Raw genomic sequence first — 18,582 nt, 5'->3', positions numbered from 1 at the left:
TCAGCGCGCGGTCCAGGCGAGCAGCTCGTCCAGGGGCCACGTGTCGACCACCCGGTCCGCGGTGATCCCTGCGGCCTCCGCACGTACGCAGGCGAGGCCCTGCCACGACAGCTGACCGGGCGCGTGCGCGTCGGTGTCGATCGAGAACAGGCACCCGCGCTCCACCGCGACGTCGAGCAGCCGCGAGGGAGGGTCGCGACGCTCGGGTCGGCTGTTGATCTCCAGCGCCGTGTCGAACTGCCTGCACGCCTCGAAGACCATCTCGGCGTCGAACGACGACTCCGGGCGCACTCCCCTGGAGCCCTCCACGAGGCGTCCGGTGACGTGGCCCAGCACGTCCGTGTGCGGGTTGGCCACTGCTGCCACCATGCGGCGCGTCATCGTGTCGGAGTCGTCCTTCAGCCGCGAGTGCACGCTCGCGACGACCACGTCGAGGCGCTCGAGCAGCTCGGGCTCCTGGTCGAGGCTGCCGTCGTCGAGGATGTCGACCTCGATGCCGGTGAGGACCCGGAACGGTGTGAGCTCCTCGTTGAGGCGTTCGACCACCTCGAGCTGCTCGCGCAGGCGCTCGGGTGAGAGCCCACGCGCGACGGTCAGGCGTGGCGAGTGGTCGGTGAGCGCGCAGTACTCGTGGCCGAGGCGGGCGGCCGTCCGCATCATCTCCTCGATCGACGCCCCGCCGTCGGACCAGGTGGAGTGGGTGTGAAGGTCGCCCCGCAGGGCCGCCCGCAGCGCGGTGTCGTCGCCCGGCACCGGTTGGTCCTCTGCTCGCAGCTGCGCCAGCTTGTCGGGGACGCGCCCGGCTGACGCCTGGGCGATCACGGTCGCGGTCTTGGGCCCGATCCCGCTGAGCTCGGTCCAGGTGTCACGCTTCGCCAGCCGCGCGCGGTGGTCGTCGTCGAGGGCGTCGTAGACGTCCGCGGCCTTGCGGTAGGCCATCGGCCGCCGCGGCTCGGACCGCGCGCGTTCGAGGAGGTACGCGATCTCGCGCAGTGCAGCGGAGGGTCCGGCGTCAGGAAGGCTCATCGCCGACCCCGGACCGTCAGGAGCGACGCGGTGGTCGCGCAGGTGTCGCGGTCAGACCCGCATCTGGTAGGTGAGGCAGTCCGCCTTGTCCTTGCCAGGACCCACCCGGATCGCGTCGGCGGTGCACTCGAGCTCTGCGTTGTGGACACAGTCAGTACGGTGGCACGCTCCGACCCTCGCCACCATCGTGGCGAGACCGCCGCTCGGTCCCAGATCGATGAACGTGCCGCAGACGGCGTCGTCCGTCGTGCCGGCGATCGTGATCGCGCCCGCGTGGCAGGCGTGCTCGTGGTTGTACGAGCAGCCGGCGACGGCGCACTCGTGGACCTCGGGAAGCTCCATGACACTCATGCGTACCCCCTGATCGATGACCTGGGTCCCAGGCTAGGTCGGGAGTCCCGTCCTAAGGCAAGACTCAGCCACGCAGGCCTTAGGCAAGGCTCCCCGAGGGGCGTGGACGCACACTGGGTCCGGTGCCGTCCCTCCCGGACACCGGACCCAGTGGCTTCACGGGCACCGCGGCGATCGTGGGCGTGTCGCGCGCGGTGCCCGGCTCGGGGCGCTCAGAACTGGATCGGACCAGCCTGGAGCGTCATCGTGTTGCCGCTGCCGGACAGCAGCGACGTGAGAAGGAGGTCGCGTCCGCTCGTCGGACCGATCTTGAAGCCGCAGCCCTCGAACTTGGGGATGGTGAACTCGCCCGCGAGCGTGACCGGCTCGGTGAGGGAGAACGGAGTCGTCGAGTGCAGCGTGGTCTTGATCTCGCCGGTGCGGCAGCCGCTGCGGACGATGTTGAGGAACGGCAGGAGGTCGGAGGAGACCCGCGGGACGTCGAGACGGAAGGTCAGGTCGACGTTGACGACGCCGTCGGTGCCGACGGTGGCCGCGGTCGGCGCGGTCTGCACCATCTTGACGGTCGAGGTCGTGTCACCGAGGCCCGGGATGCCGAGGAGCCGGATGTGCGCCTCGATCGTCGGGATGTCGACGTCGCCGACGACGGAGATCGGCGGTCCGAAGGTGAAGTCACCGGAGAGCTTCGCGCCCTCGGGGATCTCGAGCGTGGCGCCCTGCTTGGCCACGGTCGCGTTGCCGGTGATCGGCAGCGTCACCGGCTGCGCGCTCGCCGGGGCGGACGTGGCGACGAGGCTCCCCAGGATCAGGGCACCGACGGCCGCCAGGCCGCCGAGCTGCTTGCGAATGGACATGGGTCTCCCTCCCATTGGACGGCACGCTCGCGGGGTCGCCCTCGGGGCAGGGCCGTCGCTGTGTCGTAGGTCACGAACACTACTGAGAGGTAACGTGCGCTGCAACCCTCAGTTACAAACCTGACGACACCCTCATGTTGAGGCGGAGAGGAAGCCTCAGCCGACCAGGCGCGTACGCAGACCGTCGACGACGCGCGTCTGCGCGCCGGCGTCGCGCAGCCATCCCGCCGTCCCGCCGGGGTGGGCGTCCCACACGTCGAGCACCGCGTCGATGGCGTCCTGCGGGATCGCCAGGTACGACTGGGGCGCGCGCCGCGCCGGGTCGATCTGCGGCGCCAGCCGCAGCCGCTGGAGCACGGCGTCCATCGACGCCCCGGTCGCGAGGTAGTCCTTCACGACCGCGTCGCGGGACACCCCCGCCGTACGCAGCAGCATCGCCACGGCGACGCCCGTCCGGTCCTTGCCCGCGGCGCAGTGCAGCAGCGTCGCGCCGTCGTGCTCGGCGACCAGCGACGCGACCTGCACCAGCTCGGGACGGGCGACCTCGAGCATGCCGAGGTACAGCGCCTCCAGGCCGCCGTTCGCCATCCGGGCGACGACCTCCGGGCTCGCGGACTGCGGGCCGTCCGGGCGCAGCGCCTCCAGGAGCGAGATCTGGCGGACGGTGGCACCGGCGTCGGCCAGCGGGTGGTCCGGCCCCGACTCGGCCGACGAGCGGAGGTCGAGCACGAGGCTCGGCGGCCACGGCAGGCCGTCGAGCCCGCGGTCGTCCGCGCTCGGCATCGCCGACCTCAGGAGTACGCCGTGCCGGGTGGCGGCACCGTCCTCGGTCGGCAGCCCGCCGAGGTCGCGGAGGTTGGGGATCGTCGCCGGCTCAGACATCGGCGACCGCCGGCAGGACCTGCTCGCCGAGCAGCGCCACGTGGTCGAGGTCGGCGAGGTCGAGGACCTGCAGGTAGATCCGCTGCGAGCCCTCGCGCGCGAACACCGCGATGCGCTCGGCGACCTCGTCCGGCGTGCCGCAGAGCCCGTTCGTGCGCAGCTCGTCGACGTCGCGCCCGATCGCCGCGGCGCGACGGCGGATCTCGGCGTCGTCGCGACCGCAGCACACGACCAGCGCGCTGGAGTAGGTCAGGTCGTCTGGGTCGCGGCCGATCTCCTCGCACGCGGCGCGGACCCGGTCGTACTTCGCGCGGTGCTCGTCGGGCAGCGTGAACGGCAGGTTGAACTCGTCGGCGTAGCGCGCCGTCAGAGCCGGTGTGCGGCGCAGCCCGTGGCCGCCGACGAGCACGGGCGGGCGGGGTGCCTGCACCGGCTTCGGCAGCGCCGGCGAGTCGCTGAGCGTGTAGTGCTTGCCGTCGAACGAGAAGGTCTCGCCGCTCGGCGTCTCCCACAGTCCGGTCAGGATGGCGAGCTGCTCCTCGAACCGGTCGAACCGCTCCCCGGTCGACGGGAACGGGATGCCGTACGCCTCGTGCTCCTGCACGAACCAGCCGGCGCCGAGCCCGATCTCGACCCGCCCGCCGCTCATCTGGTCGACCTGCGCGACCTGGATCGCGAGCACGCCGGGGTGACGGAACGTCGCCGAGGTCATGAGCGTGCCGAGCCGGATCGTGCTCGTGTCGCGGGCCAGCCCCGCGAGCGTCGTCCAGGCGTCGGTGGGGCCGGGCAGCCCGTCCCCGTCGCCCATCGCGAGGTAGTGGTCGGAGCGGAAGAACGCCCCGAACCCGTGCTCCTCGGCGGCCAGGGCGACCGCGAGGAGGTCGTCGTACGTGGCGCCCTGCTGTGGTTCGGTGAAGATGCGCAGCTCCATGCCACCACTGTGCCACCGGGCCTCTGACGCCCCGCACGCGGTCGATGCACAACTGGTACATCAGGTGGTGGCAGGTGACCTTCCGGGTGCCCTAGGGTGGTCCAGCCGATCTGGAAGCTTTCCAGGTCGACAAAGCTGGACAAACCCCCCGAACGGCCCATCGCCGCCTACCCCCGCGGTGCTGACGGGTCGAGGAAGAAGCAATCCACCGTGCGTGCTGCAAAGAAGCTCGTCGCGGTGGCGGGACTGGTGCTGCTCCCTGCACTCCTGGTCTCCGCCCCCGCCCATGCAACCGTGTCCGCCGGCAAGGGTCAGGAAGTGTGCGAGGCCCTCGACTCAGGCAAGATCGACGTCTCCGGTGACAAGAAGTCCGTCACCGTCACCGCTCCGGAGGGCCAGCTCATCTCTGGCTACTGCGTCAAGGCGGGCTCGACCCAGAGCGGCGCCGGCGTCGAGTACATCAAGGTCGACCCGCCCGCCAAGACCGTCACCATCTCCCACACCAGCTGCAAGGACGTGAGCCACTACTCGGTCTCGTACGTCCCTGACGGCAAGGGCACGCCTCCGACCTCGGAGCCGACCGAGAAGCCCACCGAGAAGCCCACCACCGAGCCGACCGAGAAGCCCACCACGGAGCCGACCTCGCCGAGCACCGAGCCGACGACCGAGCCCACCACGGAGCCGACCTCGCCGAGCACCGAGCCGACGACGGAGCCCACCAGCCCCGAGACGACGGCGACGCCGACCCAGGCCGTGTCCTCCGCGACGGCGACCGTCCCCGGCGGAGACGACGCGGGCGACGACTCCGGCGACGACGACCAGGGTGTCGCCGGCGACGACGAGACGGCTCCGACGGCGGTCGACGCCGGTCTGACCGCGAGCACCACGCCGGGCTCCACCACGTGGATCGCCACCGTCGCCGGCCTCGGCGGTGCGGTTCTCCTCGCCGCTTCGGCCTTCCTGATGCGGATGCGCAAGCGCGGTGACCACCGAGCCTGATCTCGTCACCGTCCGCCGCGAGGCGCGTGCCCGTCGCCGGGCACGCGCCCGCGTGCGTATGGGGGCGGCACTGGCGACCGGCGTAGCCGGGGCGCTCTGCGTGGCGTGGGCAGCGTCCGGACTGGGGCAGCCCGCGCCGACCGGTGCTGACGAACCGCAGGCAACGGCTTCGGCGTCGTCGGCAGCAGCATCACCGCTGCCGACGACGACGAAGCGTTCGCTGCCGACCGGGCGTGCGGCACGCCCCGTGTCGGTGAGAGTCCCTGAGCTGGGTGTCGATGCTCCTGTCGCGTCGATGAGCGCCGTCAAGGGCGTCCTCACACCGCCGTCCGACGCGTCGTCCGTCGGCTGGTGGGACGACGGCGCACGGCCCGGCGCGACCCGCGGCACCGTCGTCGTCGCGGGCCACACCGTGCACACCGGCGGCGGGGCGTTCGACCACCTCGGCACCCTCGAGCCGGGCGCACGCGTCGTCGTCCGCACGCGCAAGGGCGTCGTGCGCTACGAGGTCCGCCGGGTCGAGACCTACGACAAGGCGACGCTCGCCGAGAAGTCCTCGCGCCTCTTCCGGACCACGGGGAGGCCGCGGCTGCTCCTCATCACGTGCGACGACTGGGACGGCACGGGCTACCTGTCCAACACGGTCGTCTTCGCGGCGCCCGTGGCGAGCGCCTGACGTCTCACCCGTCGACGTCCGGGCTCTCGCGCCGACGCCGGGCCAGCAGGTACGCGCCCGCGACGAGCAGCAGGAGGGCCACGCCACTGATCCAGCCGGCCGGCCCACCCGTGCCCGGAAGGTCCGGGCCACCCGTCGACGGTGGTTCGGTCGGCGTCGCGTGGGTGGTCGTCCGGCAGTCCTCGTCACCGGGCGCAGCCGCCCGGGCGTCCGCGAGCTCCGGTCCCTCCGGCGGGCACGGCTCGGCCCCGTCGCCGGTCACGACGTTGACGAGGGAGACGCCGAACGCGTCGTCGTCGACCTTCACCCGGTACGTCAGCGTCTGTGTGCCGGTGAGCGTGCCGACCTCCCAGCGCAGCCTGCTGCCCGTGACGGTCGCCGTCCCGACGCTCGCCTCGACACTTCCCGCGACCAGGGTCGCGTGGTTGAGGACACGCGCCAGGTCGTCCACGACGACGACGGCGTCGACGCTCGTGCCCGAGACGACACCGGCTCGGACGGTGTAGGTCACCACGTCGCCGGGATCGACCTCCGAACCCGAGCCCGGGTCGCTGGTCTTCACCACCGTCCACGTGCTCGCGGGCGGCACCGCGTCGTCGTCGTTGGTGATCGTGCAGGTGACGTCGTCCCCCGGAGCGAGCGTCACGGTCGCGCCCTCGAGCCCGATCGGGCTGCCGCGGTTCGCGCACGCCCAGTCCGAGGCGGTGTAGCCCGACGGCCCTGTCTCGTCGAGCGCGTAGGCGCCCGGGCTGACCGCGACCCCGGTGACCGCATCGCTCCCGGTCACGCCCGTGAGCGTGTTCGGCCCGGTCGCCGTCAGCGTCCAGGCGGTTGCCTGCGCCGCCCCGCCGTCGTCGTTCACGACCTCCTTGACCAGGGTCAGCGTCGGCGCGTCGAAGGTGTTCGTGATCGTGCACGTGACGTCGGCGCCGTTCGGAACCGTCACGATCGAGGCCGCGACCACCGCGCCGCCGCAGTCCCAGTCGGAGGCCGTGTAGCCGGGCGGCCCGCCGTCCTCCGCGAGGGCGTACTCGCCGGCCTCGACCGTCACTCCGGTCACGCCTACCGATCCGGTCACACCGGCCAGGGCGTCGGGTCCGTCGGCGGACAGGGTCCACTCCGTCGCCTCGGCGGTGCCGCCGTTGTCGTTCACGACCTCCTTGACGAGGGTGAGCGTCGCCGGCAGATCGTCGTTCACGATCGTGCAGGTCACGGTGCCCCCGTTCGGGACGGTCACCGAGCCGCCCTCGAGGGCACCACCGATGCAGGTCCAGGCACCCGCGGCGTATCCGGCGGGGCCGTCGGACTCTGACAGGTCGTACGCTCCGGCATTCACCGTCGCTCCGGTCACGGCGTCATCGCCGGTCACTCCGGTGATCGGTGTCGGGCCGGCCGCCGACAGAGTCCACTCGATGGCCTCCGCCGTGCCGCCGTCGTCGTTCACGACCTGCTTCACCAGCGTCAACGTCCCCGGCTCGTCGTCGTTAGTGACGGTGCACGTGACGGCGCCTCCGTTCGGCACGGTCACCGTGACGCCCTGCAGAACTGCGTCGCCGCAGTCCCACTCGGACGCCTGGTAGCCGTCGGGCCCGCCTGACTCGGAGAGGTCGTACGCTCCCGCGTCGACCGTCGCGTTCGTCACGGCAGTGTCCCCGCTGGCGCCCGAGATCGGGGTCGGCCCCTCCGCCGACAACGTCCAGTCGGTCGCCTCGGCGGTGCCGCCGTTGTCGTTCACGAGCTCCTTGACCAGCGTCAGCGTCGCCGGCTGGTCGTCGTTGGTGATCGTGCAGACGACGTCCTGCCCGAGCGCGACGCTCACCGAGCCGCCGACCACCGGCAGGGAAGCTCCGTCGGCGGTGCACACCCAGGCCGACCCCTCGTAGCCCGCCGGACCGCTCTCCGACAGCGCGTACGACCCGATCTCGACCGGGCGGTCCGTCACCGGCGTCGTCCCGGTCGCGCCGGTGACACCGGCGGTCGGGCCGGTCGCCGTGAGCGTCCACTCCCCCACCTTGGCCGTGCCGCCGTTGTCGTTCACGACGTCCTTCACCAGCGTCAGCGTCGGCTGCTGCGCGGTGTTCGTGATCGTGCACGTCACGTCCGCGCCGCTGGCGAGGGTGAGCGCCGCGGCGTCGAGCGTGCCGCCCTCGCCCTCGCAGACCCAGTCACCAGCGTCGTACCCGTCGGGCCCGTCCTCCGTCAGGTCGTAGGTCCCCGCGAACAGCTCCTGGTCCGTGACCCCGTCGGCGCCGTTCCCGCTGACCGGGTCCTGACCCGCGATCCCGTCCGGCGTCGCCGTCAGCGTCCAGTCCGCCGACGTGTCCGTCGCCCCGGTCGTCCCGGCGTCGACGACCTTGCGCAACGTCAGCTCCGCGGGCTGGTCGTCGTTCGTGAACGTGCACTCGACGGTCTGCCCCGCCTCGACGGTCACGACGCGGAGGTCACGCGGTTCGCCCAGGACGAGACAGTTGACGCCGACGAGCGCGTAGCCCGGGACCGCGGACTCGGCGAGCAGGTACGGGTGGTCCGGGCGCACCTCGTACGTCGTGCCGGTGGCCGACCCCGGATCGGAGTGCGACTGAAGGCCGTCGACCGGCGGTTCGTCCGTCGGGGTCGCCGACAGCGTGAAGTCGGAGGGGACCGCTGTCCCTCCGTCGTCGTTCACGACGTCCTTGACGAGGACGAGACGACCGGTCCGGTTGGTCGCGGTGCACTGGACGCGCGCGGCGACCGGCACCGTCACGCCGCCGTTCAGGCCGTCGTTGTAGCCCGGGATCTGGTTGCCCTCGGCGTCGACCCGGATGCAGGTCCACGAGCCGGTCGACAACGGGTACGTCTGCTGGTTGGTACGGAAGTCGTCCTGCAGGTACTCGGGAAGCCCGCCGGACTCCGCGAGCTGGTACGGGATCAGAGGGCTGACGACCTGGTCGGTGACCTCGGCGCTCCCCGCCTCACCCGCCGGCCCCGGGAGCTGGCCCGCGGGCGTGCCCGGAGCCGGGAGGGCCGCGAGGTCCCACAGCGTTGGATCGGCCGTGCCGTCGACCTCCTTGGCCAGCGTGAGCCGCGACTCGCAGTCCACGGTGTTGCGGACGGTGAGCGTGTTGGCGCCCGCGGTCAGCTCGTGGTCGAACCCGTCGGTGAACGGGATCGGGGCCCCGCTCTCTCCGTTGATCTCGACGATCTGCGGGTCACCCACCGTGCAGAGGTCGGGGTCGACACCGGGCGGCTCGAGGAAGACCTCCTCGTCGACCGTGACCGTGTCGCCCTCCGAGTAGCCCGGCCGGGTCACGCCCCAGTCCTGGTTCGAGGCCCCGGCGTCACCGGGACCGGTCAAGGTGAGCTGGGCCCGCATCCCGCTGGGCTGGCTGCCGTTCGGCACCGGCGGTGCCCCGTTGATCGCCCACTCCTTCTCGACCGTGACGGTGGCCGGCGCGACCGCCTGGTTGTAGACGATGCAGCTCACCGCAGCCGTGCTCGGGACGTTGACGACGAAGCCCGTCGCGCCGGCGTTCGTCACCGAGATCGCTGCGCCGGTCTCCAGGTTCGTACAGACGCCGTTCGCCCCGTTCACAGGGAAGAGGTCGCTGCCGTCCTGCTCCTCCTCCGTGATCTGGATGGCCCCGCTGGTCGTGCCGCCGCCGAAGGTGATCGGGAAGTTCACCGCACTCGACGCGTCGGTCGTCGCGCTGGGCGTCGGGAGGGTCACGTTCGGGGTGGTCGTGGACGCGTCGAACGTCCACCCGGCTCCGCCCGGTGTCGCGTCGGCGATGTTGCCGTCGGGTCCGACGATCTGCTTGACCACCGAGAGCGAGCCGGCGCACTCGCCCAGCGCCAGCTGCCGGAGGGCGGCACCGACCACGGCGTAGTTGGCGACCTGGTAGTAGTCGGCCGTCGCGGCGTTGGTGCCGTTGTACTGGACCGGACCCGAGATGGCGCGAAGGTTCTGCCCCGTCGCGGTGTCGCTGACGCCCGCGCCGACGCCGACCGCCAGGACCCGCGTCCCGCGCGCCTTCATCGCGTTGGCCGAGAAGACGCCGTTCTCCATCTCGCGGATGCGGGTGAAGTTCCCCGGCCCCTCAGCAGGCTGCGAGTAGTAGGTCGGGTTGCCGTCGGTGATCACCACGGCGATGTCGTACGTCGGGTTCGCCTGCGCCGGCACCGCGAGCCCGCGGTCCCAGTTCGTGCCGCCGCCCGCCGTCCATGCCTGGTACCGCGCCTTGAAGGCGTCGGCGCCCGCCTGTGTCGCGACCGACGTCAGACCGGGGAAGTTCTGGGTCGCGCCGAGCGCCGGCGAGCCGGTCGAGAACGAGAACAGCGCCATCTGCGACGGTGTGCCGACGAGGCTGTTCGTGAAGGTGTCGGCAGCCCCCTTCAGCTGGACGAGCTGGGGTGCCGTCACGGACCCGGACAGATCGAGGATGAGGGCGACGTTGAGGCCGCACTGCTGCAGCGGCGCGGGATTCGTCCGCGACTGCTGCCACACCCCGCCGGAAGCGACGCGGTTCGTGTTGCCGGTGCCGACCATGAAGGCGCTCGTCGAGCTGTAGGTGTTGCCCGCGCGGAGGGTGGTTCCCGTCCGGAACTCGTAGTCGGTCGTCTCCGACCCGGTGCCGTCACCGTTGCCGGTCCGGAACGACGCGTTGATCGTGTATCCGGCCGGCGCGCCGGTCTGCACCACCCAGAACCGGCGGTCGCAGTTCGCCCCGGCGTTGGCGCCGGTGCAGGTCCCGATGGCGTTCGTCTGGGCGTTCGGCACGACGAAGCTGCAGTCACCGTCGTCGTCGGAGACGCACGTCGCCCACGCGTCGGCGACCGGGGTCGTCGCGCCGCCCGGGCCGCCGTCGTACAGCTGGAGCGTCACACCGGCCAGGTTCGTCACGGCCGTCGTACCCGCCCTGTCGCCGCCGACCTTGACCGTGATGACGGCGTTGTTGCCGGTCGCGGGCGGGACCACCTGCGGGGCCAGCGTCGGCGCGGCGGCGGACGGCGTTGCCGCGCCGGCGAGCCCCAGCACCAGGACCAGCGCCGCCAGCAGCGGCAACCAGACCTTCGGGCGTCCCGGAGCCTCCATGGATCTCCCCCATCCACGTCACAGCCGTGTCATGACGACACTTTCCGCATCATGCCGCAAATCGGACGCGAGGGGGTGGAGAACCCGCAGGTCAGAGCGTCGCGACGTAGCCCAGGAGGTCCTGCCGGGTCAGCACGCCGACCGGATCCCCGTCCTCGTGCACCAGCACCGCGTCGGCGTTCTCGAGCTCGGCGACCGCCTCCTCGACGGGCTCGCCCGCCCCCACGCTCGGCAGCGGCGACGCCATGTGCTCCTCAACCATGTCCGACAGCGCGGCGGCCCCGTGGAAGAGCTTGTCGAGGAGGTCGCGCTCGCTCACCGCACCGGCGACCTCGGCCGCCCGGACCGGCGGCTCGGCCCGAAGGACGGGCATCTGGGAGACGCCGTACTCCCGCAGGATCTTGACCGCCTCGGCGACCGACTCGTGCGGGTGGGTGTGCACCAGGTCCGGGAGGCGCCCCTCCTTGCCACGGAGCAGGTCGCCCACCGTCAGCTCGCCGCGCGGCGGGGTGAGGAAGCCGTAGCGGGACAGCCACTCGTCGTCGAACACCTTCGTGAGGTAGCCCCGACCACCGTCGGGGAGCAGGACCACGATCACGGCTTCGGGGTCGTCGAGCTCCCGCGCCAGCCGCACGGCCGCCGCGGCCGCCATCCCGGCGGACCCGCCGACGAGCATCGCCTCCTCGCGCGCGAGGCGGCGCGTCATCGCGAAGGAGTCGGCGTCGCTGACCTCGATGATGCGGTCCGCGACGTCGCGGTCGTACGTGTCGGGCCAGAAGTCCTCACCGACGCCCTCGACGAGGTACGGGCGCCCGGTCCCGCCGGAGTACACCGAGCCGTGCGGGTCCGCGCCGACGATCTCGACGCGTCCGTCGCTGACCTCCTTGAGGTAGCGCCCGGTGCCGGAGATGGTGCCGCCGGTGCCGATGCCGGCGACGAAGTGCGTGATGCGCCCCTCGGTCTGGGTCCAGATCTCGGGCCCCGTGGTCTCGTAGTGGGCGCGCGGGTTGTTGGCGTTCGCGTACTGGTTGGGCTTCCACGCCCCCTCGATCTCGCGGACCAGGCGGTCGGAGACCGAGTAGTAGGAGCCGGGGTGCTCCGGCGGCACCGCGGTCGGGCAGACGACCACCTCGGCGCCGTACGCCTTGAGGACGTTGCGCTTGTCCTCGCTCACCTTGTCCGGGCACACGAAGACGCAGCGGTAGCCCTTCTCCTGCGCGACCATCGCGAGCCCGACGCCGGTGTTGCCGCTGGTCGGCTCGACGATCGTGCCGCCCGGCTTGAGCTCGCCGGACTCCTCGGCGGCCTCGACCATCCGGGTGGCGATGCGGTCCTTCACACTTCCGCCCGGGTTGAAGTACTCGACCTTGGCGAGCACGAGCCCGGGTGCGTCGTCGGTCACTCTCCTGAGCTTGACCAGCGGTGTGTCTCCGACCAGGTCCAGCAGCGCGTTAGCGTAGTCCACACCTTGCAGTCTAAGGACTGACCGCACGGGAGAGCACAGCGAAGGCACGGTGGTAGGAGACGATGGCCCGGGCACGAGCGGCGCGCAGGCTCGCCACGGCGGCACTCTTCGGTGGCGGCGGGCTCGGAGTGCTCGGCGGAGGCGCCGTCGGCCTCCTGAAGCTGCAGGCCGGGCGAGCCCGTCGACAGATCGGGGTCACCGACGAACGCCCTCCGTCGCCCGACGGCGTGTACGGCGCCGAGCTGCCCGGTGAGTCGCTGCGGTTCGTGATGCTCGGCGACTCGGCAGCCGTCGGCTACGGCATGACCCGCGCCGAGGACACGCCTCCGGCGCTGGTCGGGGCGGGCCTCTCGCAGATCGCCGGACGACCGGTCGAGGTCACCAGCCGCGCGGTCGTCGGTGCCGTGTCGGCCGACCTCGCCGGGCAGATCGAGCTCGCGCTCCCCGCCATGCCGCAGGTCGCCGCGATCGTCATCGGCGCCAACGACGTCACCCACGGCAAGAACGTCTCCGGGGCCGTGGCCGCGCTCGGGGAGGCGGTCGAGACGCTGCGGGAGCACGGGTGCGAGGTCGTCGTCGGGACCTGCCCCGACCTCGGGACCGTACGCCCGCTGGCCCAGCCGCTGCGCCTGTTGGCACGCCGGATCAGCCGCCGCCTCGCAGCCGCGCAGATGATCACGGTCGTCGAGGCGGGAGGGCGGGCGGTGTCGCTCAGCGACCTGCTGCAGCGCGACTTCTGGACCGCACCGACCGAGCTGTTCGGCGAGGACCGCTTCCACCCGTCGGCGACCGGCTACGCGAGCATGGTCGCCGCGATGCTGCCGTCGGTCGCCGTCGCGGCCGGCGTGTGGGACGAGGACGAGGAGTCGGCTGCGTTCCCCGAGGGTGTCGCGCTCCCCGTGTCGTTCGCCGCCGCGGAGGCGGTGGACACTGCGGGCACGGAGGTCTCCCGGACCGAGGTGGGCGGCGCCGAACGCGGTCCCCGCGGACGCTGGGCCGCGCTCCGCGTCGTACGCCGCTGAGGACCCGCGACGCCCTCGTCACCGCCCGCGGGGCGTCGTACGGTGTCGCCATGATCTTCGACCGGGCGACGCTCGACGGGATCGTCGCGGGACGGGTCGACCGGGCGTACCGGCGCTGGCCGGTCCCCCGTGTCCGCCCGGGCTCGCAGCAGCGGACCGCCGTGGGCGTGATCGAGTTCGGCGACGTCGAGCAGGTCGACGCCGACGCGATCACCGACGCCGACGCCCGGTCGGCCGGCCAGCGCGACGCCGCCGCGCTGCGCAAGAAGCTGGCACGTCGCGACGACGGCGAGGTGTGGCGTGTGGCGGTCCGGTACGCAGGTGCAGACCCGCGCGTCGCGCTGCGGGAGGAGGCGGCCCTGAGCGCGCAGCAGCGCGAGGACCTCGACCGCCGGCTGGCCCGCATGGACGCCGCCGCCGAGCAGCCGTGGACCCGGGCCTCGCTCGAGGTGATCCGCGACCGTCCGGGCGTCGTGTCGACCGAGCTCGCGGCGTCGCTGGACACGGAGCGGTTCCTGTTCAAGCGGCGGGTGCGCCGGTTGAAGGAGCTCGGCCTGACCGAGAGCCTCGACGTCGGCTACCGGATCTCCCCGCGCGGTCGCGCGTACCTCGGGGAGTGACCCCGCGGACGCGACAGCGCCCCGCTCCTCAGGAGAGGGGCGGGGCGCTGCGGTGGAGCCGGTGCGTCAGTTGTCTCCGCGCAGGATCGCGAGGATGCGCAGGATCTCCAGGTAGAGCCAGATCAGCGTGACCGTCAAGCCGAACGCCGCACGCCACGACTCGCGGTCCGGGAGCCCGGCGCGGATGCCGTTCTCGACGAAGTCGAAGTCGAGGACGAGGCACAGCACGCCGAGCACGACCGCGATGACGCTGACGATCAGCCCGAGGCCGCTCATGTCGCGCAGCCCGAAGTCGGCTCCGAAGAAGCTCAGCACGAAGTTGAGCAGGAGCACGGCGACGAACCCGAACAGCACGGCGGTGACGCCGCGACGGAACTTGTCGGTGACCTTGATGTTGAAGAACTTGTAGACGAACAGGGTGCCGGCGAACGCCGCGATCGTGCCGAGGACGGCCTGCGCGACGATGCTCGAGTCGCCGACCCAGGACGCGACGATCTTGGAGAACGCGCCGACGAAGACACCCTCGACGATCGCGTAGGCGAGCACCAGGGCCGGGCTGATGACCTTCTTGAAGGAGTTCACCATGGCCAGGACGAAGCCGATGATCGCGCCACCGGTCGCCAGGGCGCCGGCCCTCATGAGTGCGCTGTCGTCGACGGTGATGTCGCCGATGAGGAACCAGACGACCGCGGCGCTGACCGCGGTGAGGCCGATCGTCAGGGCGGTCTTCTGGACGACCGAGTCGATCGTCATCCGGTCGGCGACGGCCGTGCCGTACGGCGCCTGGCCGCCGGCGCCACCGTCGTAGCCGCCGGGCTGACCGACCTGCCACGTGCTCGGGTCGCCATATCCGGTCGACGCAGATCCGGCCTGTGCTGAGCCGGGCTGGGCGGCGCGACCGTTGAACTCGTCGCTGCGGGCAAAGACGGGGTTGCTGCTCTTCATCAATCCTCCGTACGCGGGCGGGCTCGGACATGAGTCCGTCCTGCTCAACCCTACCGGAGACGGTGATGGCGAGTCCCGGCTCGCCTCCGCCGACCCAGGGTGCTAAGAGCCTTCCGCTGCAGGGGCTCTGGCGGGAAGATCGGAACGAGCCCCCGACGGAGCGAGGCGCGCGCGGGGAGGCTGACCATGACGGTCGCTCGACTGGCAGCGGGGCTGAGCGTGGCGGCCCTGGCACTGGCCGGATGCGGTGAGGGCGACAGCGAGACCGCCACGGTCCGGCTCGGCCTGACGCTGACGCCGGAGGTCGCCACCCTGCTGCCGATGGACGCGAACGTCCGTGACAACGCCGAGGTGCTCGACGTCGTGTACGACGGCCTCGTCCGCTACGACCCGGAGACGACGAAGCCGTACAACTACGTCGCCGAGGACATCTCCACCACCGACAACACCGTGTGGACCATCAGGATCAAGCCCGACCTGCAGTTCCAGAACGACGAGCCGGTCGACGCCGCGTCGTTCGCCCGCGCGTGGAACTACGCCGCGTACGGCCCCCACGCGATGGCCAACAACTACTTCTTCGAGCGCTTCGCCGGCTACGACGAGATGCAGGGCGAGTACGAGGAGGACGCCGAGGGCAATGTCACCGTCACCACCGAGCCGACGGCCACGGAGCTCTCCGGACTCAGGGTCGTCGACGACCGGACGCTCGAGGTGACGCTCGACGCCCCGTTCTCGGGCTTCGCGACGATGCTCGGCTACACGGGCTTCTTCCCGGTCGCCCAGGAGTGCCTCGACGACGTCGACGCCTGCGCGATCAAGCCGATCGGCAACGGCCCCTTCAAGATCGAGGAGTGGGACCAGGGCCAGTCGCTCACGGCCGAGAAGTGGGACGACTACCAGGGTGCGGAGACGCCCGACTACGACGCGATCGAGTGGACCGAGTACTCCGGCGACTCCGACTGGGCCGACTTCGAGGCCGGCGACATCGACGCGACCTTCCCGCCGCCGGCGCAGTGGGAGCACGCCGTCAACGACCCCGACCTCTCCTCGCGCATGGTGGAGGGCTCGGGATCGATGCTGGTCTACATCGGCTTCCCGATGTACCTCGGCAAGCCGTTCGACGACGTCGAGTTCCGCAAGGCGATCTCGATGGCGATCGACCGCGAGACGATCATCGAGAAGATCGTGCCGGGGCGCTTCGTCGCGGCCGACAGCTGGGTCGTCCCCGGTGGCGTCCCCGGCGGCGTGGCCGGGACCTGCGAGTTCTGCACGTTCGACCCCGAGGCGGCGAAGGCCGCACTGGCCAGGGCGGGAGGCTGGCCGAAGGACGAGACCTTGCAGATCCATCTCATCGAGGACGAGGAGAGCGAGGCCATCTTCAAGGCGATCGGCGACTCGATCCAGCTGAACCTCGGTATCCCGTACGAGCTCGACCCGGCCCCGGACTACTTCGACCGGCGCGAGAACCGCGCGTTCACCGGCATCATGCGGGCAGCGTGGATCCCCGACTACCCGCTCAACGAGAACTACCTCGCACCGGTGTACGCCAGCGGCGACCCGAAGAACGGGAACCTCGACTTCGGCTACTACGACGCCGCCTTCGAGGACTTGATCACCGAAGGCGACGCGGCACCGGACCTCGACACCGCTCTCGCCAGGTACCAGGAGGCCGAGAAGGTCCTCGCCTCCGACATGGCCTCCGTGCCGATCGCGTTCACCAAGAACGTGATGTTCTACAGCGACCGGCTCGACGACGTGGTCCTCGACCCGTTCAGCGGTGAGGTCGAGCTCCGCCTGCTGACGGTGGACTGACCGCCGCCGCATAGCGATCTACGCGGCGGTCTTACGTACGGTTTCCTGGCCCGCGATGCCCGTGATCGCGGCGATCGTACGCAGCGCCATGCCGGTATCCGGTGCGTAACTTCGTCGGACAACGTGGTTACAGATTCGTTACGGATGTATCGTCGCGGCCATCCGGTGGGGCAGGATCGACGAAGCCTCCGAGCCGAGGGGGCGCCCACTCTTGGAGGCAGACTGTGAAGATTGCGCGATTGGCCGCGGGGCTCACCGCCCTGGCCTTGGTGGTGACCGGCTGCGGAGGCGGCGACGACGACGAAGGTGACGGCGACGCGACCGTACGGCTGACGCTGAGCCAGGACGTCGACACGCTGCTGCCGATGGACTCCAACGTCAGCGACAACATCAGCGTCCTCGACGTCGTCTACGACGGACTCGTCCGCTACGACCCCAAGACGACGAAGCCCTACAACTACGTCGCCGAGGACATCTCCACCACCGACAACACGGTGTGGACGATCAAGCTCAAGGACGGCTTCGAGTTCCAGAACGGCGAGCCGGTCGACGCGGAGTCGTTCGCCCGCGCGTGGAACTACGCCGCGTACGGCCCCAACGCGATGGCCAACAACTACTTCTTCGAGCGGATCGCCGGCTACGACGAGATGCAGGGCGAGTACGAGGAGGACGACGAGGGCAACGTCACCGTCACCACCGAGCCGACCGCCAAGGAGCTGTCCGGCGTGAAGGTCGTCGACCCCACGACGCTCGAGGTGACGCTCAACGGCCCCTTCGCCGGCTTCTCGACGATGCTCGGCTACACCGGCTTCTTCCCGATCGCCCAGGAGTGCCTCGACGACGTCGACGCCTGCGCGATCAAGCCGATCGGCAACGGCCCCTTCGAGATCGAGGAGTGGGACCAGGGCCAGTCGCTGACCGCCAACAAGTGGGAGGACTACACCGGCGACGAGACCCCGGACTACGGCCGGATCGAGTGGACCGAGTACTCCGGCGACTCCGACTGGGCCGACTTCGAGGCCGGCGACGTCGACGCCACCTTCCCGCCGCCGGCGGAGTGGGAGCAGGCCGTCAACGACCCTGACCTCTCCTCGCGCATGGTGGAGGGCCCGGGCGCCGCGCTCACCTACATCGGCTTCCCGATGTACCTCGGCAAGCCGTTCGACGACATCGAGTTCCGCAAGGCGATCTCGATGGCGATCGACCGCGACACGATCATCGAGAAGGTCGTCCCCGGGCGCTTCGTCGCCGCGGACAGCTGGGTCGTGCCCGACGGTGTGCCGGGCGGCGTGGCCGGGACCTGCGAGTTCTGCACGTTCGACCCCGAGGCGGCCAAGGCCGCGCTGGCCAAGGCCGGCGGCTGGCCGAAGGGCAAGAAGCTCGTGATCCACCTCGGCGAGGACGAGGAGAGCGAGGCCATCTTCAAGGCCGTCGGCGACTCGATCCAGCTCAACCTCGGCATCCCCTACGAGCTGGACCCGACGCCGGACTACTTCGACCGTCGCTCGGCCCGTGACTTCACCGGCATCATGCGGGCCAACTGGTTCCCGGACTACCCGCTCAACGAGAACTACCTGGCGCCGGTCTACGCCAGCGGCGACCCGAAGAACGGCAACACCAACTTCGGCTACTACAACGCCGACTTCGAGAACCTGATCAAGGAGGGCGACGCCTCGCCCGACCTCGACACGGCGGTGGCGAAGTACCAGGAGGCCGAGAAGGTCCTCGCCTCCGACATGGCGTCGGCCCCGGTCGCGTTCAGCAAGAACGTGATGTTCTACAGCGAGCGGCTCGACGACGTGGTCCTCGACCCGTTCAGCGGCGAGGTCAAGCTGCGGTTGCTGAAGGTCAACGGTTGACAGTCCAGGGGTGGCCGGCGTCCGTCGCGGCGCCGGCCGCCCCGTCACGTGCCGCACTGCGGCCGAACA

General features: G+C 71.1%; 14 protein-coding genes. 6 read left to right on the top strand and 8 right to left on the bottom strand.

What is annotated here, in order from left to right:
• The 5 genes from ACQSSQ_RS04230 to ACQSSQ_RS04210 all read right to left on the bottom strand — a co-directional run bounded on the left by ACQSSQ_RS04230 (position 1) and on the right by ACQSSQ_RS04210 (position 4,044).
• Positions 1-1,026 carry a PHP domain-containing protein gene (locus ACQSSQ_RS04230; protein ID WP_431325782.1) on the bottom strand — a complete coding sequence of 342 codons (1,026 nt, stop codon included), beginning with the start codon at positions 1,024-1,026 and terminating at the stop codon, positions 1-3.
• A gap of 51 nt (positions 1,027-1,077) precedes the next feature.
• On the bottom strand, positions 1,078-1,377 hold the full coding sequence (locus tag ACQSSQ_RS04225) for a DUF1540 domain-containing protein (protein ID WP_431325781.1): 300 nt from the start codon (positions 1,375-1,377) through the stop codon (positions 1,078-1,080).
• Between the two features lie 212 nt (positions 1,378-1,589).
• The gene (locus ACQSSQ_RS04220; protein WP_431325780.1) at positions 1,590-2,231 is read right to left on the bottom strand and encodes a hypothetical protein; all 642 of its coding nucleotides are present in this window, start codon (positions 2,229-2,231) and stop codon (positions 1,590-1,592) included.
• A 156-nt stretch (positions 2,232-2,387) separates the two neighbouring features.
• A complete protein-coding gene (locus tag ACQSSQ_RS04215; RefSeq protein ID WP_431325779.1) occupies positions 2,388-3,113 on the bottom strand; it encodes a tyrosine-protein phosphatase in 726 nt (241 codons plus the stop codon).
• A complete protein-coding gene (locus ACQSSQ_RS04210) occupies positions 3,106-4,044 on the bottom strand; it encodes an LLM class F420-dependent oxidoreductase (RefSeq protein ID WP_431325778.1) in 939 nt (312 codons plus the stop codon). Before ACQSSQ_RS04210 ends, ACQSSQ_RS04215 begins: the two co-directional genes overlap by 8 nt.
• 210 nt (positions 4,045-4,254) lie before the next feature.
• Between ACQSSQ_RS04210 and ACQSSQ_RS04205 the strand changes: the two genes are divergently transcribed.
• Positions 4,255-5,043 carry a hypothetical protein gene (locus ACQSSQ_RS04205; protein ID WP_431325777.1) on the top strand — a complete coding sequence of 263 codons (789 nt, stop codon included), beginning with the start codon at positions 4,255-4,257 and terminating at the stop codon, positions 5,041-5,043.
• 58 nt (positions 5,044-5,101) lie between these two features.
• Complete coding sequence (locus tag ACQSSQ_RS04200) at positions 5,102-5,719, top strand: class F sortase (RefSeq protein ID WP_431326773.1); 618 nt, start codon at positions 5,102-5,104, stop codon at positions 5,717-5,719.
• 4 nt (positions 5,720-5,723) lie between these two features.
• On the opposite strand, the gene ACQSSQ_RS04195 is transcribed toward ACQSSQ_RS04200, so the two are convergent.
• Both ACQSSQ_RS04195 and ACQSSQ_RS04190 read right to left on the bottom strand, forming a co-directional pair.
• Entirely contained in the window at positions 5,724-10,790 is a 5,067-nt protein-coding gene (locus tag ACQSSQ_RS04195; RefSeq protein WP_431325776.1) for a prealbumin-like fold domain-containing protein, read from the bottom strand.
• Between the two features lie 91 nt (positions 10,791-10,881).
• Entirely contained in the window at positions 10,882-12,255 is a 1,374-nt protein-coding gene (locus tag ACQSSQ_RS04190) for a cystathionine beta-synthase (RefSeq protein WP_431325775.1), read from the bottom strand.
• Between the two features lie 62 nt (positions 12,256-12,317).
• On the opposite strand from ACQSSQ_RS04190, the gene ACQSSQ_RS04185 reads away from it, so the two are divergent.
• Together ACQSSQ_RS04185 and ACQSSQ_RS04180 are read left to right on the top strand one after the other, a co-directional pair.
• Positions 12,318-13,277: an SGNH/GDSL hydrolase family protein gene (locus ACQSSQ_RS04185; protein WP_431325774.1), complete on the top strand. Its 960-nt coding sequence runs from the start codon at positions 12,318-12,320 to the stop codon at positions 13,275-13,277.
• A gap of 50 nt (positions 13,278-13,327) precedes the next feature.
• A complete protein-coding gene (locus ACQSSQ_RS04180) occupies positions 13,328-13,897 on the top strand; it encodes a hypothetical protein (protein ID WP_431325773.1) in 570 nt (189 codons plus the stop codon).
• Between the two features lie 66 nt (positions 13,898-13,963).
• Here ACQSSQ_RS04180 and ACQSSQ_RS04175 read toward each other — a convergent pair whose 3' ends face one another.
• Positions 13,964-14,842: a Bax inhibitor-1/YccA family protein gene (locus ACQSSQ_RS04175; protein WP_431325772.1), complete on the bottom strand. Its 879-nt coding sequence runs from the start codon at positions 14,840-14,842 to the stop codon at positions 13,964-13,966.
• 186 nt (positions 14,843-15,028) lie between these two features.
• On the opposite strand from ACQSSQ_RS04175, the gene ACQSSQ_RS04170 reads away from it, so the two are divergent.
• Positions 15,029-16,654, top strand: a complete 1,626-nt coding sequence (locus tag ACQSSQ_RS04170; RefSeq protein ID WP_431325771.1) for a peptide ABC transporter substrate-binding protein — start codon at positions 15,029-15,031, stop codon at positions 16,652-16,654.
• A 224-nt stretch (positions 16,655-16,878) separates the two neighbouring features.
• A complete protein-coding gene (locus tag ACQSSQ_RS04165; protein ID WP_431325770.1) occupies positions 16,879-18,513 on the top strand; it encodes a peptide ABC transporter substrate-binding protein in 1,635 nt (544 codons plus the stop codon).
• Positions 18,514-18,582: the final 69 nt, after the last annotated feature.

This window comes from Mumia spirodelae (genome assembly GCF_050632745.1).
Taxonomy (GTDB): domain Bacteria; phylum Actinomycetota; class Actinomycetes; order Propionibacteriales; family Nocardioidaceae; genus Mumia.
The sequence above is the reverse complement of the archived record's forward strand: the minus strand, read 5'-3'. Positions and strand labels throughout refer to the sequence as shown.

Coding starts and splice junctions, on each gene's coding strand:
- ACQSSQ_RS04230 (WP_431325782.1), bottom strand. CDS start 1,026: ATGAGCCTTCCTGACGCCGGACCCTCCGCTGCACTGCGCGAGATCGCG.
- ACQSSQ_RS04225 (WP_431325781.1), bottom strand. CDS start 1,377: ATGAGTGTCATGGAGCTTCCCGAGGTCCACGAGTGCGCCGTCGCCGGC.
- ACQSSQ_RS04220 (WP_431325780.1), bottom strand. CDS start 2,231: ATGTCCATTCGCAAGCAGCTCGGCGGCCTGGCGGCCGTCGGTGCCCTG.
- ACQSSQ_RS04215 (WP_431325779.1), bottom strand. CDS start 3,113: ATGTCTGAGCCGGCGACGATCCCCAACCTCCGCGACCTCGGCGGGCTG.
- ACQSSQ_RS04210 (WP_431325778.1), bottom strand. CDS start 4,044: ATGGAGCTGCGCATCTTCACCGAACCACAGCAGGGCGCCACGTACGAC.
- ACQSSQ_RS04200 (WP_431326773.1), top strand. CDS start 5,102: ATGGGGGCGGCACTGGCGACCGGCGTAGCCGGGGCGCTCTGCGTGGCG.
- ACQSSQ_RS04195 (WP_431325776.1), bottom strand. CDS start 10,790: ATGGAGGCTCCGGGACGCCCGAAGGTCTGGTTGCCGCTGCTGGCGGCG.
- ACQSSQ_RS04185 (WP_431325774.1), top strand. CDS start 12,318: ATGGCCCGGGCACGAGCGGCGCGCAGGCTCGCCACGGCGGCACTCTTC.
- ACQSSQ_RS04180 (WP_431325773.1), top strand. CDS start 13,328: ATGATCTTCGACCGGGCGACGCTCGACGGGATCGTCGCGGGACGGGTC.
- ACQSSQ_RS04175 (WP_431325772.1), bottom strand. CDS start 14,842: ATGAAGAGCAGCAACCCCGTCTTTGCCCGCAGCGACGAGTTCAACGGT.
- ACQSSQ_RS04170 (WP_431325771.1), top strand. CDS start 15,029: ATGACGGTCGCTCGACTGGCAGCGGGGCTGAGCGTGGCGGCCCTGGCA.